This window comes from Parageobacillus galactosidasius (assembly GCF_002217735.1).
GTDB lineage: Bacteria > Bacillota > Bacilli > Bacillales > Anoxybacillaceae > Parageobacillus_B > Parageobacillus_B toebii.
Genome location: NZ_NDYL01000001.1, coordinates 118,589 through 144,393, shown reverse-complemented (window position 1 = coordinate 144,393; position 25,805 = coordinate 118,589). Strand labels below are relative to the sequence as shown.

Sequence of the window (25,805 nt, the reverse complement as noted above, 5' to 3'; positions counted from 1 at the left end):
ATGATTATATTAGAGAGTTGTTAAAATTTCATAGCCATTTTCTGTAATGGCAATCGTATGCTCAAAATGAGCACACATCTTTCCATCTACTGTAACGACCGTCCAGTTATCGGCAAGTGTTTTAACATAACGGCTTCCCGCATTTACCATCGGTTCAATACATAGCGTCATTCCTGGTTTCAAACGTGGCCCTTTATTTGGCGGACCATAATGCGGTATTTGTGGGTCTTCATGTAAGTTTTGACCAATTCCGTGCCCAACATACTCGCGAACAATCGAAAAATGATGGGATTCGACGTACGTTTGTATAGCATGGGAAATATTGGACAAACGGGCACCTGGTTTTGCTTCTTCTAATCCTATATATAAGGATTTTTCCGTTACTTCAAGAAGTTTTTTCGTTTCTTCCGCAATTTCCCCAACAGGATACGTCCATGCAGAGTCGGCATGATAACCATTATATTGGGCCCCGACATCAATGCTAATAATATCGCCTTCTTTTAACACCCGGTCACCAGGAATACCGTGAACGAGTTCTTCATTTACCGAAGCGCAAATGCTGCCAGGGAATCCGTTGTATCCTTTAAACGAAGGAATTGCCCCATGTTTCCGTATAACTGCTTCAGCAATCGCATCCAACTCTTTTGTCGTAATTCCAGGACGAATATGTTTTTCTAACTCTTGGCGAGTCAAAGCAACAATTTTTCCTGCCTCACGCATGATTTCAATTTCACGCGGAGTTTTGCAAATAATCATTATTGTAATCCCCCAAGAAGTTCACGAATGTCCGCAAATACTTTTTCAATGTCTTGCTGTCCGTTAATGTGGCGTAAATACCCTTTCTTTTCATAAAACTCAAGCAATGGCTGCGTTTGTTTTATATTGACTTCGAGACGGTTTGCCACCGTTTCCTCATTGTCATCTGCACGTTGGTACAGTTCACCGCCACATTTGTCACAAACACCAGACTTTGCTGGTGGGTTAAACACGAGGTGGTACGTTGCACCACAGTTTTTACAAATTCTTCTTCCAGTTAACCGCTCCATTAAAATATCTTTGTCGACTTGAATATGGATGACATAGTCGATCGAACGATTTAATTCCGCTAGAATGTTTTCTAATGCTTCCGCTTGAGCAACGGTCCGCGGAAACCCATCTAGCAAAAACCCTTTTTGGCAGTCATCTTTGCTTAAACGCTCGCGAACGATCCCAATCGTCACTTCATCAGGAACTAGATCGCCGCGGTCCATATACTCTTTCGCTTGCAGTCCTAATGGCGTCCCTTCTTTAATGGCAGCACGAAACATGTCGCCAGTCGAAATATGCGGAATCCCATATGTTTCAACGATTTTCTCCGCTTGAGTACCTTTCCCAGCGCCCGGCAATCCCATTAGTACTAAATTCATCCTCGCTCCCCCTCAGCTCTATAGAGGTTAGGGTACCCCTGACCTCTTTATTTAATAAAACCACGATAGTGACGTTTTACAAGCTGACTTTCAAGTTGTTTCATTGTCTCAAGCGCAACACCGACAACAATGAGCAAACTTGTTCCACCGATTTGAGCGGAAGGCGGCAATTTAGCAAATTCCACAAAGAAAACAGGAAGAATTGCAATAGCCGCTAAAAATAGCGAACCGACGAAAGTAAGCCGGTAAAGAATTTTCGTTACATATTCCTGTGTATTCTTTCCTGGACGTATTCCTGGGATGTAACCACCTTGTTTTTTCAGGTTGTCCGCCATCTGTTCCGGATTGACTTGGACAAATGCATAGAAATACGTAAACGCAATAATTAATAGAACATAAATAACCATGCCAACTGGATGTGTATAATCGAATGTTTTCCGAATCCACAATGTTACATCATTCGAACCAAAAAACGATGCAATTGTTGGTGGAGCAACAAGAAACGACACAGCAAAAATAACTGGAATCACTCCCGCTGGATTTACTTTCAGCGGCAAGTGAGTAGAATGCCCGCCAACTGGGCTGCGTCCTTCCAGTCGTTTTGCATATTGAATCGGAATTTTCCGGAATGCTTGTTGAATGTAAATAACGCCAACGATAACAACAACTACCGCTAACGCAACAAGCAGAAGCTTAACAATTCGTAAGAACAAATCTTCGCCGATGTTTTCAAATTGTTGAGCATAAATTTGGTTTAACACGGCAGGGATACCGGAGACAATCCCGGCAAAAATAATGATCGAAATGCCGTTTCCAACACCTTTAGCAGTAATTTGTTCTCCAAGCCACATTAGAAATGCAGTTCCGGCTGTTAACACCGTTGCAATTAACAGGTATGTTGGTATTCCAGGATTTTTAATGAGCGCTCCTGAAGCTAGGTTATTAAAACCGTATGACATTCCGAGCGCCTGAATAAAACCTAAAACGACCGTAAAATAGCGGGTAAACTGAGCTAATTTACGTCGTCCAACCTCACCTTGCTTTGACCACTCCGTAAATTTAGGAACAACATCCATCTGCAAAAGCTGCACGATGATGGATGCTGTAATATACGGCATGACGCCCATCGCAAAAATGGAAAAGTTTTGTAATGCCCCGCCGCCGAATATGTTCAGAACACCGAAAGCGTTCATTTGGTCTTGCACTTTTAATACATCCGCATTCACATTCGGCACAGGAATAAACGTCCCAATTCGGAACACAACGAGCATGAGAAGAGTAAAAATAATTTTTTTTCTTATATCACCGACGCGCATAAAGTTGGAGATTGTCCGAAACATTAAATCACCTCAGTTTTACCGCCAGCAGCTTCAATCGCTTCTTTCGCAGAAGCAGAGAATTTATGAGCTTTTACCGTTAACTTTTTCTCGATTTGGCCTTTTCCTAAAATTTTCACACCTGATTTTAATTTGCTGATTACGCCAGTTTCAAGCAACAATTCAGGCGTTACTTCTGTACCGTCTTCAAAGCGATTTAACTTATCAAGGTTGACGATCGTATATTCTTTGCGATTAATGTTGGTAAAACCGCGTTTTGGAAGACGACGGAATAAAGGAGTTTGACCACCTTCAAAACCGAGGCGTACCCCACCGCCAGAGCGTGCATTTTGACCTTTTTGACCTCTACCAGACGTTTTACCTTTACCAGAACCGATACCACGGCCCACGCGAGTGCGTTCTTTGCGGGAACCTGGTGCTGGTTGTAATTCATGAAGTTTCATCGCGAAGCACCTCCTTATGATCATTATTCTTCAATTTCTTTTACTTTGACAAGGTGAGCGACTTTGTTAATCATCCCGCGAATCGCAGGATTATCATTATGAACGACGGTTTGGTGCATTTTGCGTAAACCTAACGTTTTCACTGTGATCCGTTGATCTTCTGGACGACCGATGACGCTGCGAGTGAGGGTAATCTCCAATTTTTTTGCCATTGTATTTCCCTCCTTATCCTAACAGTTCCTCAACTGTTTTACCGCGCAATCTCGCTACATCTTCTGCACGTTTTAATTGTTTTAACCCGTCAACAGTAGCGCGCACCATGTTAATTGGCGTATTCGAACCGATAGATTTAGATAAAATGTCGCTAATACCCGCTAACTCTAGTACAGCACGAGCTGGACCACCAGCGATAACCCCTGTACCTTCGGATGCAGGTTTCAAAATGATTTTCCCTGCTCCAAAATGACCGATCACTTCGTGAGGAATCGTTGTTCCAACAATCGGTACTTCAATTAAATTTTTCTTCGCATCTTCAATCGCTTTGCGGATCGCATCAGGAACTTCTTGTGCTTTTCCTGTACCAAAACCGACATGACCGTTTTTATCGCCGACCACCACTAATGCGGAAAAGCGTAAACGACGTCCACCTTTTACTACCTTTGCAACACGGTTCACCGCTACTACGCGCTCTTCAAGTTCAAGTTTATTTGGATCGATACGACGCATCATTGTCCCTCCTTTATAATTAGAATTCTAAGCCAGCTTCGCGAGCAGCATCAGCAAGTGCTTTTACACGTCCGTGATATAAATATCCGCCGCGGTCGAAAACGACCTTTTTAATTCCTTTTTCTAACGCACGTTTTGCGACTAATTCGCCAACTTTTTTTGCTGCTTCGATATTTCCAGTCGATTCTAAGTCAAATTCTTTATCTAATGTAGAAGCGCTGACAATCGTTACTGCTTTCATATCATCAATAATTTGCGCATAAATGTGTTTATTAGAACGGAACACATTTAAGCGTGGACGTTCAGCAGTTCCAAATATTTTTTTGCGAACGCGCGCATGTCTTTTTTTACGAACTGCGTTACGGTCAACTTTTGTGATCATTTATGTCACTCCTTTCATTTCGCTAAGCTGCATTATTTGCCAGTTTTACCTTCTTTAAGACGTACGACTTCGCCTTCGTAGCGAATACCTTTGCCTTTATATGGTTCAGGTGGACGCACAGCGCGAATATTCGCTGCAAGTTCGCCGACACGTTGTTTGTCTGCACCTTTTACAACGATTTTTGTTTGTGAAGGAACTTCAATTTCTAATCCTTCTTCCGGTTCAATTTCTACTGGATGAGAAAAACCGACGTTCAGTACAAGTTTTTTACCTTGTTTCGCCGCACGATAACCGACACCGACTAATTCAAGCGTTTTTTCGTAACCTTTTGATACACCTTCAACCATGTTTGCAAGCAAACTGCGAGTCGTACCATGAAGAGCACGATGGCGTTTTTCGTCGCTCGGACGAGTAACAGTGATTACATTATCTTCTACTTTAATTGTCATATCTGGATGAAAAGTGCGAGTCAATTCGCCTTTTGGTCCTTTCACTGTAACGGTATTGCCGTTAACCGTTACTGTTACACCAGACGGAATTTCAATTGGCTTTTTACCAACACGTGACATGCATAAACACCTCCATTCTTAGCAAAATGAATTACCATACGTATGCGATTACTTCGCCGCCAGTTCCTTTTTGACGTGCTTCTTTATCTGTTAAAATGCCTTGAGATGTAGAAAGGATCGCAATCCCTAAACCGTTCAATACGCGAGGCACTTCATGGGCTTTAACATAAACGCGCAAACCAGGTTTGCTGATGCGTTTCAAACCGGTAATTACACGTTCGTTATTTGGGCCGTATTTTAAGAAAATACGAAGAATGCCTTGCTTATTATCTTCAATGTATTCAACATCACGAATAAATCCTTCGCGTTTTAAAATTTCCGCGATTTCACGTTTCATTTTCGAAGCAGGCACTTCGAGCTTCTCGTGACGTACCATATTCGCATTACGAATGCGAGTGAGCATATCTGCAATTGGATCTGTCATCACCATATGTTTTACCTCCTTCCCAATTCATGGGTTTATTACCAGCTTGCTTTTTTAATGCCTGGAAGTTGACCTTTGTATGCTAATTCACGGAAACAAATACGGCAAAGTTTAAATTTGCGATAAACCGAATGCGGACGACCGCAGCGTTCGCAACGGGTGTACGCTCTTACTTTAAACTTTGGCGTACGTTTTTGTTTCGCGATCATTGATTTTTTAGCCACGATTTCGCCTCCCTTATTTTACAGATGGGATTCATTATTTTTGGAATGGCATACCGAGTAATGTTAATAGTTCACGAGCCTCTTCGTCCGTTTTCGCTGTAGTAACAATAACGATATCCATACCGCGAACTTTATTTACTTTATCGTAATCAATTTCAGGGAAAATCAATTGTTCTTTAATTCCCAACGTATAGTTACCGCGACCATCAAACGACTTTTTCGATACTCCACGGAAATCACGAACACGCGGAAGAGATACAGAAATAAGTTTGTCTAAGAAATCATACATGCGTTCTCCACGCAATGTCACTTTCGCACCGATTGGCATTCCAGCGCGAAGACGGAATCCAGCGATTGATTTTTTCGCACGAGTTACAACCGGTTTTTGACCAGCGATTAATGTTAATTCTTCTACAGCACTATCAAGTGCTTTTGGATTTTGTACCGCATCACCAACACCCATGTTGATGACGATTTTTTCGATTTTTGGAACTTGCATTATAGATTTATAGTTGAACTTGCTCATTAAAGCAGGAGTCACTTCTTTTAAATACTTCTCTTTTAGGCGGTTCATAAGAGTACCTCCTTTCTGACATCACAATTATTTATCTAAAATCTCACCAGATCTTTTTGCATAACGTACTTTTTTGCCATCTACAATCTTATATCCAATACGTGTTGGAAGTCCCGTTTTTGGATCTAAAGGCATTACTTTAGATACGTGAATTGGTGCCTCTTTTGTGATAATGCCGCCTTGTGGATTTGCTTGAGATGGTTTTGCGTGTTTTTTAACGATATTGACACCTTCAACAATCACACGGTTTTTCTTAGGGAATGCAGCAAGGATCACGCCTTGTTTTCCTTTATCTTTGCCGGAGATTACTTGTACTTTATCACCTTTTTTTACATGCATCGCAGTTCGCACCTCCTTAAAAGGCTTTTCCTGTCCGTTAAATTACTTCTGGAGCTAAAGAAATGATTTTCATAAAGTCTTTGTCACGTAATTCACGTGCAACAGGTCCGAAAATACGTGTGCCACGCGGGCTTTTATCATCACGAATAATGACGCAAGCATTTTCATCAAAGCGGATATAAGAACCGTCAGAGCGACGAACACCACGTTTCGTACGAACAACTACCGCTTTCACTACTTGACCTTTTTTAACAACGCCACCTGGTGTCGCTTCTTTAACTGTCGCAACGACCACATCGCCAATGTTTGCGTAGCGGCGACCAGAACCGCCTAATACTTTAATGACAAGCACTTCACGTGCGCCTGAGTTATCAGCTACTTTTAAACGAGATTCTTGTTGAATCATTGACGAAACCTCCTTTCGGAATTATATCACGATCCGAACATAGATAATGATTAAACGATAACTGCTTTTTCAACGATTTCTACTAAACGGAAACGCTTCGTTGCAGAAAGCGGGCGAGTCTCCATAATTTTTACGATATCGCCGACTTTTGCGATGTTGTTTTCATCATGCGCTTTATATTTTTTTGAATATTTCACGCGTTTGCCGTAAAGCGGATGTTTTTTGTATGTTTCAACAAGAACAGTAATGGTTTTATCCATTTTGTCGGATACAACGCGGCCTACGTACACTTTGCGTTGATTGCGCTCACTCATGTCGCAAACCTCCTCTCAAACGGTTATTTTTTTGCGTTCGCAGCAATCTCTCTTTCGCGGATAATCGTTTTCATGCGTGCAATATCTTTACGCACTTGGCGGATGCGTGCTGTGTTTTCTAATTGCCCTGTTGCCAATTGGAAGCGAAGGTTGAATAATTCTTCTTTTAACGCTTTAATTTTTTGTTCGATTTCGGCAGTGGTAAGTTCACGAATTTCTTTAGCTTTCATTTGCTTCACCACCAATTTCTTCACGTTTTACAAACTTGCATTTGATCGGAAGTTTGTGAGAAGCAAGACGCAATGCTTCACGTGCTACTTCCTCAGAAACACCGCCAACTTCAAACATTACTTTACCTGGTTTTACAACAGCTACCCAACCTTCAGGAGCACCTTTACCGGAACCCATCCGTACTTCCAATGGTTTTGCTGTATATGGTTTAGAAGGGAAAATTTTAATCCAAACTTTACCGCCACGTTTCATATAACGAGTCATCGCACGACGAGCAGCCTCGATTTGTCGGTTTGTGATCCAAGCAGATTCTAGCGCTTGCAATCCGTACTCACCGAAATGTACTTCCGTACCGCCTTTTGCGCGCCCTTTCATGCGTCCGCGATGTTCACGACGATATTTTACGCGTTTTGGCATTAACATGATTATTTTCCTCCTTCCTCAGTTTTCTTTTTTGTCGGAAGGACCTCTCCACGATAAATCCATACTTTTACACCAAGTTTTCCGTATGTTGTATCCGCTTCTGCAGTTGCATAATCGATGTCAGCGCGAAGCGTGTGGAGTGGAACAGTTCCTTCACTGTAATGTTCAGAACGTGCGATATCCGCACCGCCAAGACGACCGGATACCATCGTTTTAATCCCTTTTGCTCCTGCGCGCATTGCACGTTGAATCGCTTGTTTTTGCGCACGACGGAACGAAACGCGGTTTTCAAGTTGGCGTGCAATGTTTTCCGCAACTAGTTTCGCATCTAAGTCTGGCTTTTTGATTTCAACGATGTTAATGTGAACACGTTTGCCAGTTAATTGCGTTAATGCCTTGCGAAGCGCCTCTACTTCTGAACCACCTTTTCCGATCACCATGCCTGGTTTCGCTGTGTGAATCGTAATGTTAACGCGGTTTGCTGCACGTTCAATTTCAATGCGAGATACTGCAGCGTCTTGCAAACGTTTATTAATATACTCACGGATTTTTAGATCCTCATGTAAAAGGTCCGCATAATCTTTTTCAGCGTACCATCTAGAGTCCCAGTCACGAATAATGCCGATGCGGAGACCGACCGGATTCACCTTTTGACCCACTGATTATCCCTCCTTCTTTTCTGAAACAACGATGGTGATATGGCTTGTGCGTTTATTAATTGCGCTAGCACGACCCATTGCGCGCGGACGGAAACGTTTCAATGTTGGTCCTTCGTCAACGTATGCTTCCGTAATCACTAATTTGTTGACATCCATATCGTAGTTATGTTCAGCGTTTGCTACTGCAGATTTTAAAACTTTTTCAATAATCGGAGAAGCAGCTTTTGGTGTGTGGCGAAGAATTGCGACTGCCTCACCAACTTCTTTTCCTCGAATTAAGTCAATCACTAAACGTGCCTTACGAGGAGCAATACGGACTGTTCGTGCAACAGCTTTAGCTTGCATGTGTTGAACCTCCTCTCATTAACGTTTTGTTTTCTTATCGTCGCCAGCGTGTCCTCTGAACGTACGTGTTGGTGCGAACTCGCCAAGTTTATGTCCTACCATATCTTCTGTGATATAAACCGGTACGTGTTTGCGTCCATCGTATACGGCGATCGTGTGACCAACAAATTGTGGGAAAATAGTGGAACGACGAGACCATGTTTTAATCACTTGTTTTTGTCCTGTTTCATTTAATTTTTCGATTTTTTTCATTAAATGCTCATCACAGAATGGACCTTTTTTTAAGCTGCGACCCATAAATGAACCTCCCTTCGTGATTGCTCTACGGTTCTTAAGAACCGTAGTTCAACCCCGTTATTTTTTACGACGACGTATAATGAATTTATCCGATTTGTTTTTCTTTTTGCGTGTTTTAAAGCCAAGTGTTGGTTTACCCCAAGGAGTCATTGGAGATTTGCGTCCGATTGGTGCTTTACCTTCACCACCACCGTGTGGGTGATCAACAGGGTTCATAACCGAACCGCGAACTGTCGGGCGAATACCTAACCAACGAGCGCGACCTGCCTTACCGATCTTCACAAGCTCATGCTGCTCATTGCCTACTTCCCCAACTGTTGCACGGCAAGCACCTAAAATCATGCGGACCTCGCCAGATGCAAGACGAACAATAACGTATTTTCCTTCTTTACCAAGCACTTGCGCAGATGTACCAGCAGCGCGGACCAATTGTCCACCTCTTCCTGGTTTTAGTTCGATATTGTGCACAAACGTACCAACTGGAATATTTTCAAGCGGCAATGCGTTACCCACTTTAATATCTGCATCTGGTCCAGACATAATTTCCATGCCTACTTTTAGATTTTTCGGCGCAATGATATAACGTTTTTCACCATCTGCATAGTGAATTAACGCAATGTTTGCAGAACGGTTTGGATCATACTCAATTGTAGCAACGCGGCCTGGAATTCCATCTTTATCACGTTTAAAGTCAATAATACGATATTGACGTTTATGACCGCCACCTTGATGACGTACCGTAATTTTTCCTTGGTTGTTGCGGCCAGCTTTTTTCTTTAATGGCGCAAGCAACGATTTTTCCGGCTGATCTGTTGTGATTTCTGAGAAGTCAAGAACTGTCATACCACGACGACCATTTGACGTCGGTTTATATTTTTTAATCGCCATGTTTGTTTCCCTCCTTCGCTTTTAAACTATACTTCGAACAATTCGATATCCTTGCTGTCTGGCGTTAACGTTACAATCGCTTTGCGGCGACGGTTTGTATAACCGCTGTAACGACCAACGCGTTTGAATTTTCCTTTATAGTTCATGATGTTTACTTTTTCTACTTTAACACCAAAAATTTTCTCTACTGCTTCTTTCACTTCTGTTTTATTCGCTTTTACATCTACTTCAAACGTATATTTTTTTTGAGCCGTTAAATTCATCGTGTTTTCCGTGATGATGGGGCGCTTAATAATATCACGAGGATCTTTCATTATGCAAGCACCTCCTCTACTTTCTCCACGGCCGCTTTCGTGATTACAAGTTTATCATGATTTAATACATCAAGAACGTTAATGCCGTTTGCTGTAACCACGGTAACGCCAGGAATATTGCGTGCAGATAATGTGACATTTTCGTTCACATCATCAGTTACAATTAACGCTTTGCGATCAACAGAAAGGTTATTTAAGATTTTCACCATTTCTTTTGTTTTTGGAGCTTCTAATGTTAAGTTATCTAAAACAACAATGTTGTTTTCAAGAACTTTAGAAGATAACGCTGACTTAATTGCTAAGCGACGAACTTTTTTCGGCAACTTATAGCTGTAGCTGCGCGGAACAGGACCAAATACCGTACCACCACCACGCCATTGTGGAGCGCGAATAGAACCTTGACGAGCACGTCCTGTACCTTTTTGACGCCATGGTTTGCGGCCGCCGCCACTTACTTCAGCGCGATTTTTTGTTTTGTGCGTTCCTTGACGCAAAGAAGCACGTTGCATAACAACCGCTTCAAATAACACATGTTTATTTGGCTCAATGCCAAATACGGAATCGTTCAGTTCGATTTCTCCGATTGTTTCTCCGCTCTGGTTATACAATGCTACTTTTGGCATTGGATAGTTCCTCCTTTCCTAGCAAAGTATTATTTTGCTTTTGCTTTCACTGCGCTTTTAACGATGACTAATCCTTTTCTTGGGCCAGGTACGTTTCCTTTAATAAGAAGAAGGTTGCGTTCTGGATCCACTTTGACAATTTTCAAGTTTTGGATTGTTACACGTTGGCCACCCATGCGACCTGGCAATTCTTTTGATTTAAATACACGGTTTGGAGCAATCGCACCCATTGAACCAGGACGACGATGATAGCGAGAACCGTGTGCCATTGGCCCGCGAGATTGTCCATGACGTTTGATTGCGCCTTGGAATCCTTTCCCTTTTGAAATTCCAGTAACATCAACAATATCGCCTTCAGCGAAAATATCTACTTTGACTTCCTGACCAACTTCATATTCATCAATATTTGCGCCGCGAATTTCACGGATGAAGCGCTTAGGTGCAGTATTCGCTTTCGCAGCATGACCGATTTGCGGTTTATTGGCGCGTTTTTCGCTTATATCTTCAAAACCTAATTGAATCGCTTCGTAACCGTCTTTTTCAATTGTTTTCTTTTGCAATACCACGTTTGGAGTCGCTTCGATGACGGTTACAGGAATTAAGTCGCCGTTTTCCGCGAATACTTGCGTCATACCAATTTTTCTCCCTAAGATTCCCTTGGTCATTCGTCACACCTCCTGCTAAATTAAAGTTTAATTTCAATATCAACACCAGACGGTAAGTCAAGACGCATTAATGAATCTACCGTTTGTGGAGTAGGATTTACGATATCGATCAAACGTTTATGTGTACGCATTTCGAATTGTTCACGAGAGTCTTTATACTTGTGAACAGCACGCAAAATCGTATAAACAGTTCTTTCCGTTGGCAACGGAATCGGACCGGACACTTTTGCCCCGGAACGTTTCGCTGTTTCTACGATTTTCTCAGCAGATTGATCAAGAATTCGATGATCGTAAGCTTTTAAACGGATACGAATTTTTTCCTTTGCCATTGTTTTCCCTCCTTCTTCGCCTATTTTGAAAATAGACATTCTCCATGGAAATTTCCTGCACACTCGCCATGGCAAAGCGACCGGGTGTGTCAGCAACCTTCCACTTCATCGCAGTCAAAGACCAACATTTGATATTATACAGATATGTAAACGAGATTGCAAGCAATTTCTTTGTTTTTCTACACACTTATTATATTATACATAGCTAATGAGCATTTTCAACTTGTCAAAAAATTGCGCAAATGAAATAAAAGCAGGTTTGCAAACGCAAACCTGCTTTTTAGTAGGGCTGTTATTATTCAATAATTTCAGATACAGAACCAGCGCCTACTGTACGTCCGCCTTCACGAATCGAGAATTTTGTACCTTCTTCGATCGCGATTGGCGCGATTAATTCTACAGTCATTTCAACGTTGTCACCAGGCATAACCATTTCCACGCCTTCTGGAAGCGTGATGATACCTGTAACGTCTGTTGTACGGAAGTAGAATTGTGGACGGTAGTTAGAGAAGAATGGAGTATGACGTCCACCTTCTTCTTTTGTTAAAACGTAAACTTGTGCTTTAAATTTTGTGTGTGGTGTGATAGAGCCTGGTTTTGCCAATACTTGACCGCGTTCTACTTCATCACGAGATACCCCGCGAAGAAGCGCACCGATGTTGTCACCAGCTTCTGCTTGGTCAAGAAGTTTACGGAACATTTCTACACCAGTAACCGTTGTAGATTTTGGCTCGTCAGCAAGACCAACGATTTCTACAGCGTCACCAACTTTTAACGTACCGCGTTCAACACGGCCAGTTGCAACTGTACCACGACCAGTGATCGAGAATACGTCTTCGATTGGCATCATAAATGGTTTGTCAATTTCACGTTGTGGAGTTGGAATGTATTCATCAACTGCATTCATAAGTTCAATAATTTTTTCTTCCCATTGTGGATCGCCTTCAAGTGCTTTTAACGCAGAACCTTTGATAACAGGTACTTCGTCGCCAGGGAAGTCATATTCAGATAATAGATCGCGAACTTCCATTTCAACTAGTTCTAGCAATTCTTCATCGTCTACCATATCGCATTTGTTCAAGAATACAACGATGTATGGTACACCTACTTGGCGAGAAAGAAGAATGTGTTCGCGAGTTTGTGGCATTGGACCGTCAGCTGCAGACACAACAAGAATTGCGCCATCCATTTGCGCTGCACCTGTGATCATGTTTTTCACGTAGTCAGCGTGGCCAGGGCAGTCAACGTGTGCATAGTGACGGTTGTCAGTTTCATACTCAACGTGTGAAGTAGAGATTGTGATACCGCGTTCACGTTCTTCTGGAGCAGCATCGATTTGGTCGTATGCTCTAGCTTGCGCTTTACCTTGTTTTGCAAGAACCGCTGTAATTGCAGCAGTTAACGTAGTTTTACCATGGTCAACGTGGCCGATAGTACCAATATTGACGTGTGGTTTCTTACGTTCGAATTTCTCTTTAGCCATTATAGTATCCTCCTTAAAATTAGAATATTAATTTTTAAATTAAAAATTGAATTTATAATATAGAATGCCCGGGAGCAAACACTTGTCATATTTGCTCCCAAGTCTTACATAAGTATTTATAGCGAAACTGCAGACAGAAATCAATTATTCACCCTTATTTTTTTTGATGATTTCATCTGCAATGTTTTTCGGAACTTCTTCATAATGGTCAAATACCATCGTGAATGTTCCACGTCCTTGTGTGTTAGAGCGTAGCGAAGTAGCGTATCCAAACATTTCCGCTAGTGGAACCATCGCGCGAACGACTTGTGCGTTACCGCGAGCTTCCATTCCTTCTACGCGTCCACGGCGAGAAGTAATGTCACCCATAATATCGCCAAGATATTCTTCTGGGATTACTACTTCAACTTTCATGATTGGCTCAAGCAACACAGGGTCACATTTTGTCGCAGCGTTTTTCAATGCTAACGAAGCTGCGATTTTGAACGCCATTTCACTCGAGTCGACATCATGGTAAGAACCATCAAATAGTTTCGCTTTAATATCGACCACTGGATATCCGGCAAGAACCCCGTTTTGCATTGCTTCTTCAAGACCTGCCTGTACTGCCGGTACATATTCTTTCGGGACAACCCCACCGACAATCGCGTTTTCGAATTCGAATCCTTTTCCACGCTCATTTGGAGAGAATTCGATCCAAACGTGACCGTATTGACCGCGACCACCAGATTGGCGGATGAATTTCCCTTCGACTTGCGCCGATTTACGGAATGTTTCGCGATATGCAACTTGTGGAGCACCGACGTTTGCTTCCACTTTGAATTCACGGCGCATACGGTCAACGATGATGTCTAGGTGAAGCTCACCCATACCAGAAATGATCGTTTGGCCAGTTTCCGGATCTGTATGAGCGCGGAATGTCGGGTCTTCTTCTTGTAATTTTTGCAATGCTTGACCCATTTTATCTTGATCCGCTTTCGATTTTGGCTCGATCGCCACCGAAATAACTGGTTCAGGGAACTGCATTGATTCTAGTATAACAAGGTTCTTTTCATCACATAGAGTATCGCCTGTTGTTGTATCTTTTAAACCTACAGCTGCTGCGATGTCACCGGCATATACTTTCGAAATTTCCTGACGGTGGTTCGCATGCATTTGTAGGATACGACCGATACGTTCACGTTTACGTTTTGTCGAGTTCATGACATATGAACCAGAATCTAGTGTACCAGAGTACACACGGAAGAACGTTAACTTACCAACGTAAGGGTCAGTCATAACTTTAAACGCTAACGCTGCGAATGGAGCGTCATCGTCTGCTTCACGAACTACTTCTTCTTCTGTATCCGGAACGATCCCTTTAATTGGAGGGATGTCCACAGGAGAAGGAAGATAGTCTACAACTCCGTCAAGCAATAACTGAACCCCTTTGTTTTTAAATGCAGAACCGCAAAATACAGGGAAGAATTCCACGCTAATCGTCGCTTTACGAATCGCAGCTTTCAATTCTTCTTTTGTAATTTCTTCCCCTTCTAAATATTTCATCATAAGCTCTTCATCTAATTCCGCAACTGCTTCAATGAGCTTGTTGCGATATTCTTCCGCCATATCGCGGTAATCTTCTGGAATTTCAATGCGCTCAATATTTTTGCCAAGCTCATCATGATAATGGTACGCGCACATTTCCACAAGGTCAATAATGCCGGAGAATTGGTCCTCCGCGCCGATTGGCAATTGCACAGGATGCGCGTTTGCATGCAAGCGGTCATGAAGCGTTTTTACGGAATACAAAAAGTCCGCGCCAATTTTATCCATTTTGTTAACGAATACGATACGTGGAACCCCGTATGTAGTCGCTTGGCGCCATACTGTTTCTGTTTGCGGTTCTACACCAGATTGCGCGTCAAGAACAGTGATCGCACCGTCAAGTACACGAAGAGAACGTTCAACTTCTACCGTAAAGTCTACGTGCCCTGGTGTATCGATGATATTGATGCGATGCCCTTTCCATTGTGCTGTTGTCGCAGCAGATGTAATCGTAATCCCGCGCTCTTGTTCTTGTTCCATCCAGTCCATTTGGGAAGCACCTTCATGAGTTTCCCCAATTTTATGAATACGGCCAGTATAGAACAAGATGCGCTCTGTTGTTGTCGTCTTACCGGCGTCAATATGCGCCATAATCCCAATGTTTCGAGTGTTTTCTAAGGAGAACTCTCTTGCCATGGTGGTTATTTTCTCCTTCCTTCAAATAAGTATCATGTGATATTCGCTAATACAAAATCATAATAATAAATAATATAGGAATATAGGTGAATTGGCGGCAAGTTTCCCAGCCACCATCACCTATTCTCCCTTGTAGATTATCAATAAAGAACCGTAATTACCAACGATAATGTGCAAACGCTTTGTTTGCTTCTGCCATTTTGTGTGTATCTTCGCGTTTTTTCACAGCTGCGCCAGTGTTGTTTGCAGCGTCCATAATTTCATTCGCAAGACGCTCTTCCATCGTTCTTTCACCGCGGAGACGAGCATACTGTACTAACCAGCGAAGACCTAATGTAACGCGACGATCTGGGCGAACCTCAACAGGAACTTGATAGTTCGCACCACCAACGCGGCGTGCACGAACTTCAAGCACAGGCATTACGTTTTTCAACGCTTGCTCAAATACTTCCATTGGATCTTTACCCGTACGCTCGCGAATAATATCAAATGCTGTATAAAGAATTTTTTGCGCTTTTCCTTTTTTACCGTCAATCATAATTTTATTGATAAGACGGGTCACTAGTTTTGAATTGTAAATTGGATCTGGTAGTACGTCTCGTTTTGGAACTGGACCTCTACGTGGCATATTTTTTCCTCCTTTCAACCAAAAATCCTATTTCATATTATTTTTTCGATTCTTTTGGTTTTTTCGCACCGTATTTTGAACGACCTTGCATACGGTTCGCTACGCCTGCTGTATCTAGGGCACCACGAATAATGTGATAACGTACCCCTGGCAAGTCTTTTACACGTCCGCCGCGAATTAACACGACGCTGTGTTCTTGTAGGTTATGGCCGATACCAGGGATATAAGCCGTTACCTCAATACCGTTCGTTAAACGAACACGCGCATATTTACGAAGCGCAGAGTTTGGCTTTTTCGGTGTCATCGTGCCAACACGTGTACAAACACCGCGTTTTTGTGGAGAAGACACGTTTGTTTGTATTTTTTTGAAGCTGTTGTACCCTTTATTTAATGCAGGCGATTTTGATTTTACCACTTTTTTCTCGCGACCTTTGCGAACTAGTTGGTTAATTGTAGGCATGTTAAATTTCCTCCCTTCACATACAAACTCAAGCCCACATATCCAGGCGGTTCATTATTTATGCAAAAACAAAGTTTTTGTAGTAAAAACCACAAAAACGGTTTTTAACGAATGATTGCTACAGCAGCTGCTCCTACTTGAATTTTGCATGCTTTCCCAAGTTTTTTCATGGAATCCACTTTCGTAACTGGAACGTTCGCTTCTTTTGCCGCTTCCATCACTTTATCGATAATGGATGGATCAGCATCTTCCGCAACGATAACTTCCAGTGCCTTTCCTTCTTTCAGAGCTCTTACTGTTTGCTTTGTTCCTACAACAGTTTTTCCAGCCTGCAATACTTTTTCATAAGACATGTAACATATCCTCCAAAGTACCAGGTTTTCGGAACACCTTTATTAGACTATCACTTTCATAAGACATTGTCAACTATATTTTTAAGTAATTTGCTACCAGCAAAGGAATCGTCCTTTGCTGGTAACAACCAATTATTTAGAAGTAACCGCGTCCTCATTTGCTTCTTTCTTAATTACCGGTTTTACTTTACGATAGCGCGCCATTCCAGTTCCTGCTGGGACAAGCTTACCGATAATAACATTTTCTTTTAAGCCGAGCAACTCATCCCGTTTTCCTTTGATCGCCGCATCGGTTAAAACGCGTGTCGTTTCTTGGAACGATGCCGCTGATAAGAACGAATCAGTTTCTAGCGATGCTTTTGTAATACCAAGCAATACTGGGCGAGCCGTTGCTGGACGTTTTCCTTCAAGAAGCGCTTTTTCGTTCACGTCCGTAAATTGATGCACATCTAATAACGTTCCAGGCAGGACATCTGTATCCCCCGCATCAATGACGCGCACTTTACGAAGCATCTGACGGACCATTACTTCGATATGTTTATCGCTAATTTCTACCCCTTGCATTCTATATACCTTTTGTACTTCACGCAATAAATATTCTTGAACGGACGTAACATCCCTTACTTTTAATAATTGTTTTGGATCAATGGATCCTTCAGTAAGTTCTTGACCACGCTCTACTTGTTGTCCTTCCTCTACTTTTAATCTTGCGTTATAAGGAGCAATGTAAGAGCGTGTCTCGACCTCGCCTTTTACGACAATTTCATATTGACGATCACGCGTTTGGCTAATCGAAGTGACGATTCCGTCAATTTCAGAAATAACCGCTTGCCCTTTCGGATTACGTGCTTCAAACAGCTCTTGAACACGCGGCAAACCTTGGGTAATATCGTCGCCGGCAACACCACCTGTGTGGAACGTACGCATCGTTAACTGCGTACCAGGTTCACCGATCGATTGCGCAGCGATAATACCGACCGCTTCGCCAACTTCCACATCCGCACCTGTCGCCAAGTTACGACCGTAACATTTTTTACATACACCGTGTCGTGTATTGCATGTAAAGGCAGAGCGGATCCATACTTCTTCAATGCCTGCTTTAATAATCGCGTTCGCAATATCTTCGGTGATCATTTCGTCTTTGCGAACGAGTATTTCGCCTGTTTCCGGATGTTTCACCGTTTTTTGCGCATAACGGCCAACAAGACGCTCTTCTAGTTTGACAATGACTTCCGTACCGTCCGTTAATGCTCTTGCAAGAATACCACGGTCCGTACCGCAATCCTCTTCACGAACAATGACATCTTGCGCCACATCGACAAGACGTCTTGTGAGATAACCGGAGTCTGCTGTTTTTAGTGCGGTATCAGCAAGCCCTTTGCGCGCTCCGTGTGTAGAAATAAAGTATTCCAATACCGTTAATCCTTCACGGAACGAAGATTTGATCGGCAATTCGATGATGCGTCCCGCTGGGTTTGCCATGAGACCGCGCATTCCGGCAAGCTGCGTAAAGTTTGATGCGTTACCGCGAGCTCCAGAATCGCTCATCATAAAGATTGGGTTGCGTTTATCGAGCGATTTCATCAGTCTGTCTTGAATTTTGTCTTTCGCTTCGCTCCAAATCGAAATGACACGTTCATAGCGCTCTTCGTCAGTAATTAAACCGCGTCGGAATTGTTTTAAGACCGTGTCGACTTTTGCTTGTGCTTCTTCAAGAATTTCTTGTTTTTCCGGTAATACGACAATGTCGGCAACCCCAATCGTAATGCCGGCTTTTGTTGAATATTGGAACCCTAAATCTTTCATGCGGTCAAGCATCTTCGATGTTTCTGTAATTTTGAACCGCTTAAATACCTCAGCGATAATTTGTCCGAGCACTTTTTTCTTAAACGGTGGAACAAGTTCGCGCTTGCGAATTTCTTCTTTTACATTTGCACCTTTATCGAGGAAGTATTTATCCGGTGTCCGCCCTTCGATATTTTCAGTTGTCGGCTCGTTAATATAAGGGAATGAGTTTGGTAAAATTTCGTTGAAAATAAGTTTTCCAACTGTTGTAATAAGCAGTTTGTTATTTTGCTCTTCCGTAAACGTTTCATTTTTCAATGAACCGGCATGAACGGCGATTCGTGAATGTAAATGGACATAACCATTATGATACGCAAGCAACGCCTCATCCGTATCTTTAAATACCATTCCTTCACCGATTGCTCCTTCACGTTCCATCGTTAAATAATAGTTACCTAAAACCATGTCTTGCGAAGGAGTAACAACTGGTTTTCCGTCTTTCGGGTTCAAAATATTTTGCGCGGCCAGCATGAGCAATCGCGCTTCTGCCTGAGCTTCTGCGGATAACGGAACGTGCACGGCCATTTGGTCTCCGTCAAAGTCAGCGTTATATGCTGTACATACAAGCGGATGCAAGCGAATCGCGCGACCTTCAACAAGCGTTGGTTCGAACGCTTGAATACCCAATCGGTGAAGAGTTGGGGCACGGTTAAGTAATACCGGATGCTCTTTAATCACATCTTCTAACACATCCCATACTTCCGGATGGACGCGCTCAATTTTCCGTTTTGCACTTTTAATGTTGTGCGCTAATCCACGTTCGACAAGCTCTTTCATCACAAACGGTTTAAAGAGCTCAAGCGCCATTTCTTTCGGCAAGCCGCATTGATACATTTTCAAGTTCGGACCGACGACAATAACCGAACGGCCTGAATAGTCTACGCGCTTACCAAGCAAGTTTTGACGGAAACGACCTTGTTTCCCTTTTAACATATGAGAGAGCGATTTTAGCGGACGGTTTCCAGGTCCTGTTACCGGACGGCCCCGTCGACCGTTATCGATTAACGCATCGACCGCTTCTTGAAGCATCCGTTTTTCGTTTTGCACAATAATGTTCGGTGCACCAAGATCTAATAAACGTTTTAAGCGGTTGTTTCGGTTAATGACACGGCGATATAAATCATTGAGGTCTGATGTCGCAAAGCGTCCACCGTCTAATTGCACCATCGGCCGCAATTCAGGAGGAATAACAGGAAGCACATCAAGCACCATCCAAGCAGGATCGTTTCCTGAATTCCGGAACGCCTCTAACACTTCCAAACGCTTAATAATGCGGGCGCGTCGCTGCCCCTGTGCTGTTTTTAACTCCTCTTTTAACGTTGCCACTTCTTTTTCTAAGTCGATATCTTGAAGAAGTTTTTTAATTGCCTCTGCACCCATGGAGGCTTGGAACGATTGCCCGTATTTTTCACGATACGCACGATATTCTTTTTCGGAAAGCAATTGTTTTTTCTCCAGTGGCGTATCACCTGGATCAGTCACAACGTATGAAGCGAAATAAATCACTTCCTCTAACGCACGTGGCGACATGTCCAAAACGAGTCCCATACGGCTTGGGATTCCTTTGAAATACCAAATATGTGAAACAGGAGCTGCTAGTTCAATATGACCCATCCGTTCACGACGGACTTTCGAGCGAGTCACTTCGACACCGCAACGGTCGCAGACAACACCTTTATAACGTACGCGCTTATATTTTCCACAATGACATTCCCAATCTTTTGTTGGTCCGAAAATACGCTCACAAAATAATCCGTCTTTTTCTGGTTTCAATGTACGATAGTTAATCGTTTCTGGTTTTTTTACTTCACCGTACGACCAAGAACGGATTTTCTCCGGTGAAGCGAGCCCGATTTTCATGTACTCAAATTTATTTACATCTAGCAAGGGGTATACCTCCCTCTTTATCACTCGGTTTTGCCTCGATTGCTTTTATGAAATAAAGGTTAGTAGTGAACGTTCTTTTGTGAGTCATAACATCTTGAAAGTGATGGAGGATCAACTCCCCCATCACCGTTCAATAAGCTTATTCTTTTGTGACAACATCTTTTTCGTTCTCTGTCGACTTCACTTCTGGAACAATGGCATCCGCACTATGATCATCATCTTCATCAAAGTTTTCCATATTAATTTCTTTTTCGTCGCTAGTCAAAATGGTTACATCCATACCTAAGCTTTGCAGCTCTTTAATCAACACTTTAAACGATTCCGGCACACCTGGTTCTGGTATGTTCTCACCTTTGACGATTGCTTCATATGTTTTCACACGACCGACGACATCGTCCGATTTGACTGTAAGTATTTCTTGCAATGTATATGCAGCGCCATAAGCTTCGAGCGCCCACACTTCCATTTCGCCGAAGCGCTGCCCGCCAAATTGCGCTTTACCGCCAAGTGGTTGCTGCGTAACGAGCGAGTACGGTCCCGTTGAACGGGCATGAAGCTTATCGTCAACCATGTGAGCAAGCTTAATCATGTACATAATACCGACAGATACGCGGTTATCAAACGGCTCACCCGTTCTGCCATCGTATAAAACCGTTTTTGCGTCACGCGGCATTCCTGCTTCTTCTAAAATGTTCCATACGTCTTCTTCCATAGCCCCATCAAATACTGGCGATGCAATATGGAGGCCGAGCTTCTTCGCTGCCATACCGAGATGCAATTCGAACACTTGCCCGATATTCATACGCGACGGAACGCCTAAAGGGTTTAACATAATATCAATTGGAGTACCGTCTGGTAAGAACGGCATATCTTCTTCCGGTAAAATTCGCGAAATAACCCCTTTGTTTCCATGGCGTCCTGCCATTTTATCGCCTTCGGAAATTTTCCGTTTTTGCACGATATAAACACGGACAAGCTGGTTAACACCTGGCGGAAGCTCATCTCCGTCCTCGCGGTTAAAGACCTTCACATCAAGGACAATACCGCCGCCACCATGTGGAACTCGAAGAGACGTATCACGCACCTCGCGCGCTTTCTCACCGAAAATAGCATGTAACAGCCGTTCTTCTGCTGTAAGCTCCGTCATTCCTTTCGGTGTTACTTTACCAACGAGCAAATCACCGTCTTTTACTTCCGCGCCAATGCGGACAATTCCACGTTCGTCCAAGTTCCGTAGCGCGTCTTCACCGACGTTTGGAATATCGCGCGTGATTTCTTCCGGACCAAGTTTTGTATCACGGGATTCTGCTTCATACTCCTCGATATGGATGGACGTATATACGTCTTCTTTGACAAGACGTTCGCTCATGATAATCGCGTCTTCATAGTTGTATCCATCCCATGTCATAAAGGCAACCAGTACGTTGCGGCCGAGTGCAAGCTCACCTTTATCCATGGATGGACCATCTGCTAAAATTTCTCCTTTTTCAACGATATCGCCTTTTTTCACAATCGGGCGTTGATTGTAACAAGTCCCTTGGTTCGAACGAACGAATTTCAAAAGACGATATTTATCAAGATCACCTTTTACTTCTTTTCCGTCCACTTCAATGAGGCGGCGAACCCAAATTTCCTTTGCCTCCACTCGTTCGACAATGCCGCGATGTTTACAAATAACAGCGGCACCGGAGTCTTTTGCGGACACATATTCCATTCCTGTACCGACAATTGGCGCTTCTGGCTCTAACAATGGAACTGCTTGACGCTGCATGTTCGCTCCCATAAGCGCACGGTTCGAGTCGTCGTTTTCCAAAAATGGAATGCAGGCTGTCGCTGCTGATACAACTTGTTTTGGCGATACGTCCATATAGTCGACGCGGTCGCGTTTTACGACAATGTTTTCCCCGCGGAAACGAGCAACCACATTTTCTTCTAAGAACGTTCCATCTTCCGCTAGAGGGACGTTCGCTTGTGCTATAACATAGTTATCTTCTTCATCGGCTGTTAAATAATCAATTTGATCGGTAACTCTTCCTGTCTCCGGATCGACACGTCGATATGGCGTTTCGATAAAACCAAATTTATTTACTTTTGCATACGTAGATAGTGAGTTGATCAACCCAATGTTTGGACCTTCAGGTGTTTCAATCGGGCACATTCGTCCATAGTGTGAATAGTGAACGTCACGCACCTCGAAACCTGCGCGTTCACGAGTTAAACCACCAGGTCCTAACGCAGAAAGGCGGCGTTTATGCGTCAATTCAGCAAGCGGGTTCGTTTGGTCCATAAATTGTGAAAGCTGTGAGCTTCCGAAAAACTCTTTAATCGCTGCAATGACAGGACGAATGTTAATCAGCTGTTGCGGAGTGATCGTGTTTGTATCTTGAATGGACATGCGCTCACGAACCACCCGCTCCATGCGTGACAAGCCAATCCGGAATTGGTTTTGCAATAATTCGCCGACAGAACGAAGCCGGCGATTTCCTAAATGGTCAATATCATCCGTGTCACCGACTCCGTGTAATAAGTTAAAGAAATAGCTAATCGAAGCAATAATATCCGCAGGAGTAATATGTTTCACATCTTCGGCAATATAGCCGTTGCTGATGACATTAATAACTTTTTCTCCATCCGCGTCGTTTGGTGAATAAATTTTAATAGACTGTAACGCAAATTCTTCATCCACTACGCCACCGACAGGTTTATAAACTTGTAATCCAACGCCGTTTTCAAGGTACGGTAAAATTCGATTTAACGTTCTTCGATCAATAAGCGTTCCTTTTTCCGCAATGATTTCACCAGTTTCCGGATTTACCAATGTTTCGGCAAGACGTTGGTTAAACAGACGGTTTTTAATATGAAGTTTTTTGTTAATTTTATAACGTCCAACGCTTGCTAAGTCATAACGTTTTGGATCAAAAAAGCGGGAGATTAACAAATTTTTCGCGTTTTCAATCGTCGGTGGTTCACCTGGACGCAAACGCTCGTAAATTTCAATGAGCGCTTTTTCAGTGCTATCCGTATTATCTTTTTCAAGCGTGTTGCGAAGATATTCATTATCACCGATTAAATCGATAATTTCCTGATCGGAACCAAACCCGAGCGCACGAAGAAGCACCGTAACTGGTAGTTTACGAGTGCGATCAATACGGACATATACAACATCTTTTGCGTCTGTTTCGTATTCTAACCACGCACCGCGGTTCGGAATAACCGTTGCCGAATAACCGCGTTTTCCGTTTTTATCAACCTTTTCACTATAATAAACGCTTGGAGAGCGGACAAGCTGTGACACAATAACACGTTCCGCCCCGTTAATGATAAACGTTCCTGTTTCTGTCATTAACGGAAAATCGCCCATAAAGACATCTTGTTCTTTTACTTCACCAGTCTCTTTATTAATTAAACGTACTTTTACGCGAAGTGGTGCGGCATATGTAACATCGCGTTCTTTTGCCTCTTCAACAGTATATTTTGGCTCCCCTAAACTATAATCAATAAACTCAAGAGAAAGATTACCGGAAAAGTCTTCAATCGGGGAAATTTCTTTAAACATTTCCCGCAATCCTTCATCAAGAAACCATTTATAAGAGGAAGTCTGAATCTCAATAAGATTTGGCAATTCTAGCACTTCACTAATACGCGCGTAACTTCTTCGTTGGCGGTGTCGTCCATATTGAACTAGTCGGCCTGTCAACTGATTCACCCCTCAAAATTTAAACATTAATCAAAATGGAAGGTAAACCTTCAGCTATAATGGAGAAAAAAAGAAAATGGTTTCTATTATAGAAAACCATATTTTTACCTGTTTATTGATTTTATCATTCTTCCCATTATGGATAAAATTATACGTCATATCCTTGCGATGAAATGTACATATTTAGCATTTTATAATACTACCACAACCATAGAATACTGTCAACATTTTTTTGACTTTATGATATAATATCCTTTTTTCTTTGTCACAACTTCTACATACGAGAATATTTCCTGCAGTTTTTTTAATGCAGAAGGAGCCCCTTGTTTTTTCTGAATCACAACCCATAATTCTCCGTTAGGATAAAGATGGGCAGCACTTTGTTCAAAAATGGCATGAACAACACGTTTCCCAGCGCGAATCGGTGGATTTGTCAAAATCGCAGCAAACTTTTTATCTCCTACTTGCGCAAATAAATCACTTTCATAAATGGAAGCGTTGGTAATATGGTTAGCATGTTTATTTTCATTTGCCAGCTCAAGAGCACGTTTGTTTATATCAATCATGTCTACATGTCGGTTTGGAAATGCCTTGGCAATAGATAAACCGATCGGACCGTATCCGCAACCTACATCTAAAAAATCACCATCTACTTTCGGTTCTTCAAACGTTTCAATAAGCAAGCGTGTCCCAAAATCAACTTCTCGTTTCGAAAATACACCACTATCTGTCGTAAACGTCAGTTCATTGCCCCGCAATGTAAATGCCCACGTATGGGGATTGCTTTCCGACGATGGAGTGGAAGAGTAATAATGTTCGCTCAATGACATCACCCTTCTATTACTGATTTATTTTCATCATACCCATTTTCTTATAAATAAAAAAGCCCGCTGGTTTCAGCGAGCTTTTTCTGCGCGAATGACAATTATTTCACTTCTACGCTAGCGCCAACTTCTTCAAGTTTCGCTTTGATTTCTTCTGCTTCTTCTTTAGAAACGCCTTCTTTAATTGGTTTTGGAGTGTTATCAACTAAGTCTTTTGCTTCTTTCAAGCCAAGGCCAGTGATTTCACGAACAACTTTGATAACTTTAATTTTTTGCGCACCAGCGTCAGCAAGAATAACATCAAATTCAGTTTTTTCAGCAGCAGCATCGCCGCCAGCAGCACCGCCAGCAACTACTACAGGAGCAGCAGCAGTGACGCCGAACTCTTCTTCAATTGCTTTTACTAATTCGTTTAATTCTAATACAGTCATATTTTTAACCGCTTCAATGATTTGTTCTTTTGTCATCATCAGTTCCTCCTTAATAT

General features: G+C 42.6%; 33 protein-coding genes. All 33 read right to left on the bottom strand.

Translation table 11 applies throughout. The annotated features are described in order from the left end of the window. Window positions 1-9: 9 nt before the first annotated feature. Window positions 10-756 (bottom strand): type I methionyl aminopeptidase, encoded by a 747-nt coding sequence (gene map, locus B9L23_RS00775; protein WP_012748901.1) that lies wholly within the window; start codon window positions 754-756, stop codon window positions 10-12. Further along, the gene (locus tag B9L23_RS00770; RefSeq protein ID WP_012748900.1) at window positions 756-1,406 is read right to left on the bottom strand and encodes an adenylate kinase; all 651 of its coding nucleotides are present in this window, start codon (window positions 1,404-1,406) and stop codon (window positions 756-758) included. The genes map and B9L23_RS00770 overlap by 1 nt, the downstream gene beginning before the upstream one ends. A gap of 47 nt (window positions 1,407-1,453) precedes the next feature. Beyond that, entirely contained in the window at window positions 1,454-2,746 is a 1,293-nt protein-coding gene (gene secY, locus B9L23_RS00765) for a preprotein translocase subunit SecY (protein ID WP_081189184.1), read from the bottom strand. Beyond that, the gene (rplO, locus tag B9L23_RS00760) at window positions 2,746-3,186 is read right to left on the bottom strand and encodes a 50S ribosomal protein L15 (protein ID WP_081189183.1); all 441 of its coding nucleotides are present in this window, start codon (window positions 3,184-3,186) and stop codon (window positions 2,746-2,748) included. Before rplO ends, secY begins: the two co-directional genes overlap by 1 nt. Window positions 3,187-3,209: 23 nt before the next feature. Further along, window positions 3,210-3,398 carry a 50S ribosomal protein L30 gene (rpmD, locus tag B9L23_RS00755; protein WP_012748897.1) on the bottom strand — a complete coding sequence of 63 codons (189 nt, stop codon included), beginning with the start codon at window positions 3,396-3,398 and terminating at the stop codon, window positions 3,210-3,212. Window positions 3,399-3,411: 13 nt separating this feature from the next. Continuing rightward, complete coding sequence (gene rpsE, locus B9L23_RS00750) at window positions 3,412-3,912, bottom strand: 30S ribosomal protein S5 (protein ID WP_012748896.1); 501 nt, start codon at window positions 3,910-3,912, stop codon at window positions 3,412-3,414. A gap of 19 nt (window positions 3,913-3,931) precedes the next feature. Next, entirely contained in the window at window positions 3,932-4,294 is a 363-nt protein-coding gene (gene rplR / locus B9L23_RS00745) for a 50S ribosomal protein L18 (RefSeq protein ID WP_012748895.1), read from the bottom strand. Between the two features lie 32 nt (window positions 4,295-4,326). Next, complete coding sequence (gene rplF, locus B9L23_RS00740) at window positions 4,327-4,863, bottom strand: 50S ribosomal protein L6 (protein WP_012748894.1); 537 nt, start codon at window positions 4,861-4,863, stop codon at window positions 4,327-4,329. 31 nt (window positions 4,864-4,894) lie between these two features. Next, window positions 4,895-5,293, bottom strand: coding sequence for a 30S ribosomal protein S8 (gene rpsH, locus B9L23_RS00735; protein WP_012748893.1), 399 nt, complete (start codon window positions 5,291-5,293; stop codon window positions 4,895-4,897). 32 nt (window positions 5,294-5,325) lie between these two features. Next, window positions 5,326-5,511: a type Z 30S ribosomal protein S14 gene (locus B9L23_RS00730; RefSeq protein WP_003247599.1), complete on the bottom strand. Its 186-nt coding sequence runs from the start codon at window positions 5,509-5,511 to the stop codon at window positions 5,326-5,328. 34 nt (window positions 5,512-5,545) lie between these two features. Beyond that, complete coding sequence (gene rplE / locus B9L23_RS00725) at window positions 5,546-6,085, bottom strand: 50S ribosomal protein L5 (protein ID WP_012748892.1); 540 nt, start codon at window positions 6,083-6,085, stop codon at window positions 5,546-5,548. A 27-nt stretch (window positions 6,086-6,112) separates the two neighbouring features. Beyond that, entirely contained in the window at window positions 6,113-6,424 is a 312-nt protein-coding gene (rplX, locus tag B9L23_RS00720) for a 50S ribosomal protein L24 (RefSeq protein WP_012748891.1), read from the bottom strand. Window positions 6,425-6,461: 37 nt separating this feature from the next. After that, the gene (gene rplN, locus B9L23_RS00715) at window positions 6,462-6,830 is read right to left on the bottom strand and encodes a 50S ribosomal protein L14 (protein ID WP_003247583.1); all 369 of its coding nucleotides are present in this window, start codon (window positions 6,828-6,830) and stop codon (window positions 6,462-6,464) included. Window positions 6,831-6,880: 50 nt separating this feature from the next. Beyond that, entirely contained in the window at window positions 6,881-7,144 is a 264-nt protein-coding gene (rpsQ, locus tag B9L23_RS00710) for a 30S ribosomal protein S17 (RefSeq protein WP_003247581.1), read from the bottom strand. Between the two features lie 23 nt (window positions 7,145-7,167). Continuing rightward, on the bottom strand, window positions 7,168-7,374 hold the full coding sequence (gene rpmC / locus B9L23_RS00705; protein WP_003247579.1) for a 50S ribosomal protein L29: 207 nt from the start codon (window positions 7,372-7,374) through the stop codon (window positions 7,168-7,170). Next, window positions 7,364-7,798: a 50S ribosomal protein L16 gene (gene rplP / locus B9L23_RS00700; RefSeq protein ID WP_012748890.1), complete on the bottom strand. Its 435-nt coding sequence runs from the start codon at window positions 7,796-7,798 to the stop codon at window positions 7,364-7,366. The genes rpmC and rplP overlap by 11 nt, the downstream gene beginning before the upstream one ends. Before the next feature lie 2 nt (window positions 7,799-7,800). After that, window positions 7,801-8,457, bottom strand: coding sequence for a 30S ribosomal protein S3 (gene rpsC / locus B9L23_RS00695; RefSeq protein ID WP_012748889.1), 657 nt, complete (start codon window positions 8,455-8,457; stop codon window positions 7,801-7,803). A gap of 3 nt (window positions 8,458-8,460) precedes the next feature. Continuing rightward, window positions 8,461-8,802 (bottom strand): 50S ribosomal protein L22, encoded by a 342-nt coding sequence (rplV, locus tag B9L23_RS00690; RefSeq protein WP_012748888.1) that lies wholly within the window; start codon window positions 8,800-8,802, stop codon window positions 8,461-8,463. An 18-nt stretch (window positions 8,803-8,820) separates the two neighbouring features. Then, the gene (gene rpsS / locus B9L23_RS00685) at window positions 8,821-9,099 is read right to left on the bottom strand and encodes a 30S ribosomal protein S19 (protein ID WP_003247570.1); all 279 of its coding nucleotides are present in this window, start codon (window positions 9,097-9,099) and stop codon (window positions 8,821-8,823) included. A gap of 57 nt (window positions 9,100-9,156) precedes the next feature. Further along, window positions 9,157-9,987: a 50S ribosomal protein L2 gene (gene rplB / locus B9L23_RS00680; protein ID WP_012748887.1), complete on the bottom strand. Its 831-nt coding sequence runs from the start codon at window positions 9,985-9,987 to the stop codon at window positions 9,157-9,159. Between the two features lie 26 nt (window positions 9,988-10,013). Further along, window positions 10,014-10,301 (bottom strand): 50S ribosomal protein L23, encoded by a 288-nt coding sequence (gene rplW / locus B9L23_RS00675; RefSeq protein ID WP_012748886.1) that lies wholly within the window; start codon window positions 10,299-10,301, stop codon window positions 10,014-10,016. Further along, window positions 10,301-10,924: a 50S ribosomal protein L4 gene (rplD, locus tag B9L23_RS00670; protein WP_062756061.1), complete on the bottom strand. Its 624-nt coding sequence runs from the start codon at window positions 10,922-10,924 to the stop codon at window positions 10,301-10,303. Before rplD ends, rplW begins: the two co-directional genes overlap by 1 nt. Window positions 10,925-10,953: 29 nt before the next feature. Further along, window positions 10,954-11,589: a 50S ribosomal protein L3 gene (rplC, locus tag B9L23_RS00665; protein WP_012748884.1), complete on the bottom strand. Its 636-nt coding sequence runs from the start codon at window positions 11,587-11,589 to the stop codon at window positions 10,954-10,956. Window positions 11,590-11,609: 20 nt separating this feature from the next. Beyond that, window positions 11,610-11,918, bottom strand: coding sequence for a 30S ribosomal protein S10 (rpsJ, locus tag B9L23_RS00660; RefSeq protein ID WP_003247558.1), 309 nt, complete (start codon window positions 11,916-11,918; stop codon window positions 11,610-11,612). Window positions 11,919-12,213: 295 nt separating this feature from the next. After that, window positions 12,214-13,401 (bottom strand): elongation factor Tu, encoded by a 1,188-nt coding sequence (tuf, locus tag B9L23_RS00650; RefSeq protein ID WP_012748883.1) that lies wholly within the window; start codon window positions 13,399-13,401, stop codon window positions 12,214-12,216. Window positions 13,402-13,545: 144 nt separating this feature from the next. Beyond that, window positions 13,546-15,624 (bottom strand): elongation factor G, encoded by a 2,079-nt coding sequence (gene fusA, locus B9L23_RS00645; RefSeq protein WP_012748882.1) that lies wholly within the window; start codon window positions 15,622-15,624, stop codon window positions 13,546-13,548. Window positions 15,625-15,781: 157 nt separating this feature from the next. Then, the gene (rpsG, locus tag B9L23_RS00640; protein ID WP_012748881.1) at window positions 15,782-16,252 is read right to left on the bottom strand and encodes a 30S ribosomal protein S7; all 471 of its coding nucleotides are present in this window, start codon (window positions 16,250-16,252) and stop codon (window positions 15,782-15,784) included. A 37-nt stretch (window positions 16,253-16,289) separates the two neighbouring features. Beyond that, on the bottom strand, window positions 16,290-16,712 hold the full coding sequence (rpsL, locus tag B9L23_RS00635; RefSeq protein WP_012748880.1) for a 30S ribosomal protein S12: 423 nt from the start codon (window positions 16,710-16,712) through the stop codon (window positions 16,290-16,292). Window positions 16,713-16,816: 104 nt separating this feature from the next. After that, window positions 16,817-17,065, bottom strand: a complete 249-nt coding sequence (locus tag B9L23_RS00630; RefSeq protein WP_012748879.1) for a 50S ribosomal protein L7ae-like protein — start codon at window positions 17,063-17,065, stop codon at window positions 16,817-16,819. A 132-nt stretch (window positions 17,066-17,197) separates the two neighbouring features. Further along, complete coding sequence (gene rpoC, locus B9L23_RS00625) at window positions 17,198-20,797, bottom strand: DNA-directed RNA polymerase subunit beta' (RefSeq protein ID WP_012748878.1); 3,600 nt, start codon at window positions 20,795-20,797, stop codon at window positions 17,198-17,200. Between the two features lie 139 nt (window positions 20,798-20,936). Next, complete coding sequence (rpoB, locus tag B9L23_RS00620; RefSeq protein WP_062756067.1) at window positions 20,937-24,494, bottom strand: DNA-directed RNA polymerase subunit beta; 3,558 nt, start codon at window positions 24,492-24,494, stop codon at window positions 20,937-20,939. A gap of 221 nt (window positions 24,495-24,715) precedes the next feature. Next, complete coding sequence (locus tag B9L23_RS00615; protein WP_012748876.1) at window positions 24,716-25,318, bottom strand: class I SAM-dependent methyltransferase; 603 nt, start codon at window positions 25,316-25,318, stop codon at window positions 24,716-24,718. Window positions 25,319-25,419: 101 nt separating this feature from the next. Then, a complete protein-coding gene (gene rplL, locus B9L23_RS00610; RefSeq protein WP_041269549.1) occupies window positions 25,420-25,785 on the bottom strand; it encodes a 50S ribosomal protein L7/L12 in 366 nt (121 codons plus the stop codon). Window positions 25,786-25,805 lie beyond the last annotated feature (20 nt).

Excerpts from the sequence above, each read along its gene's own strand:
- map (WP_012748901.1), bottom strand. The coding sequence starts at position 756 with ATGATTATTTGCAAAACTCCGCGTGAAATTGAAATCATGCGTGAGGCA.
- B9L23_RS00770 (WP_012748900.1), bottom strand. The coding sequence starts at position 1,406 with ATGAATTTAGTACTAATGGGATTGCCGGGCGCTGGGAAAGGTACTCAA.
- secY (WP_081189184.1), bottom strand. The coding sequence starts at position 2,746 with ATGTTTCGGACAATCTCCAACTTTATGCGCGTCGGTGATATAAGAAAA.
- rplO (WP_081189183.1), bottom strand. The coding sequence starts at position 3,186 with ATGAAACTTCATGAATTACAACCAGCACCAGGTTCCCGCAAAGAACGC.
- rpmD (WP_012748897.1), bottom strand. The coding sequence starts at position 3,398 with ATGGCAAAAAAATTGGAGATTACCCTCACTCGCAGCGTCATCGGTCGT.
- rpsE (WP_012748896.1), bottom strand. The coding sequence starts at position 3,912 with ATGCGTCGTATCGATCCAAATAAACTTGAACTTGAAGAGCGCGTAGTA.
- rplR (WP_012748895.1), bottom strand. The coding sequence starts at position 4,294 with ATGATCACAAAAGTTGACCGTAACGCAGTTCGTAAAAAAAGACATGCG.
- rplF (WP_012748894.1), bottom strand. The coding sequence starts at position 4,863 with ATGTCACGTGTTGGTAAAAAGCCAATTGAAATTCCGTCTGGTGTAACA.
- rpsH (WP_012748893.1), bottom strand. The coding sequence starts at position 5,293 with ATGGTGATGACAGATCCAATTGCAGATATGCTCACTCGCATTCGTAAT.
- rplE (WP_012748892.1), bottom strand. The coding sequence starts at position 6,085 with ATGAACCGCCTAAAAGAGAAGTATTTAAAAGAAGTGACTCCTGCTTTA.
- rplX (WP_012748891.1), bottom strand. The coding sequence starts at position 6,424 with ATGCATGTAAAAAAAGGTGATAAAGTACAAGTAATCTCCGGCAAAGAT.
- rplN (WP_003247583.1), bottom strand. The coding sequence starts at position 6,830 with ATGATTCAACAAGAATCTCGTTTAAAAGTAGCTGATAACTCAGGCGCA.
- rpsQ (WP_003247581.1), bottom strand. The coding sequence starts at position 7,144 with ATGAGTGAGCGCAATCAACGCAAAGTGTACGTAGGCCGCGTTGTATCC.
- rpmC (WP_003247579.1), bottom strand. The coding sequence starts at position 7,374 with ATGAAAGCTAAAGAAATTCGTGAACTTACCACTGCCGAAATCGAACAA.
- rplP (WP_012748890.1), bottom strand. The coding sequence starts at position 7,798 with ATGTTAATGCCAAAACGCGTAAAATATCGTCGTGAACATCGCGGACGC.
- rplV (WP_012748888.1), bottom strand. The coding sequence starts at position 8,802 with ATGCAAGCTAAAGCTGTTGCACGAACAGTCCGTATTGCTCCTCGTAAG.
- rpsS (WP_003247570.1), bottom strand. The coding sequence starts at position 9,099 with ATGGGTCGCAGCTTAAAAAAAGGTCCATTCTGTGATGAGCATTTAATG.
- rplB (WP_012748887.1), bottom strand. The coding sequence starts at position 9,987 with ATGGCGATTAAAAAATATAAACCGACGTCAAATGGTCGTCGTGGTATG.
- rplW (WP_012748886.1), bottom strand. The coding sequence starts at position 10,301 with ATGAAAGATCCTCGTGATATTATTAAGCGCCCCATCATCACGGAAAAC.
- rplD (WP_062756061.1), bottom strand. The coding sequence starts at position 10,924 with ATGCCAAAAGTAGCATTGTATAACCAGAGCGGAGAAACAATCGGAGAA.
- rplC (WP_012748884.1), bottom strand. The coding sequence starts at position 11,589 with ATGACCAAGGGAATCTTAGGGAGAAAAATTGGTATGACGCAAGTATTC.
- rpsJ (WP_003247558.1), bottom strand. The coding sequence starts at position 11,918 with ATGGCAAAGGAAAAAATTCGTATCCGTTTAAAAGCTTACGATCATCGA.
- tuf (WP_012748883.1), bottom strand. The coding sequence starts at position 13,401 with ATGGCTAAAGAGAAATTCGAACGTAAGAAACCACACGTCAATATTGGT.
- fusA (WP_012748882.1), bottom strand. The coding sequence starts at position 15,624 with ATGGCAAGAGAGTTCTCCTTAGAAAACACTCGAAACATTGGGATTATG.
- rpsG (WP_012748881.1), bottom strand. The coding sequence starts at position 16,252 with ATGCCACGTAGAGGTCCAGTTCCAAAACGAGACGTACTACCAGATCCA.
- rpsL (WP_012748880.1), bottom strand. The coding sequence starts at position 16,712 with ATGCCTACAATTAACCAACTAGTTCGCAAAGGTCGCGAGAAAAAAGTG.
- B9L23_RS00630 (WP_012748879.1), bottom strand. The coding sequence starts at position 17,065 with ATGTCTTATGAAAAAGTATTGCAGGCTGGAAAAACTGTTGTAGGAACA.
- rplL (WP_041269549.1), bottom strand. The coding sequence starts at position 25,785 with ATGACAAAAGAACAAATCATTGAAGCGGTTAAAAATATGACTGTATTA.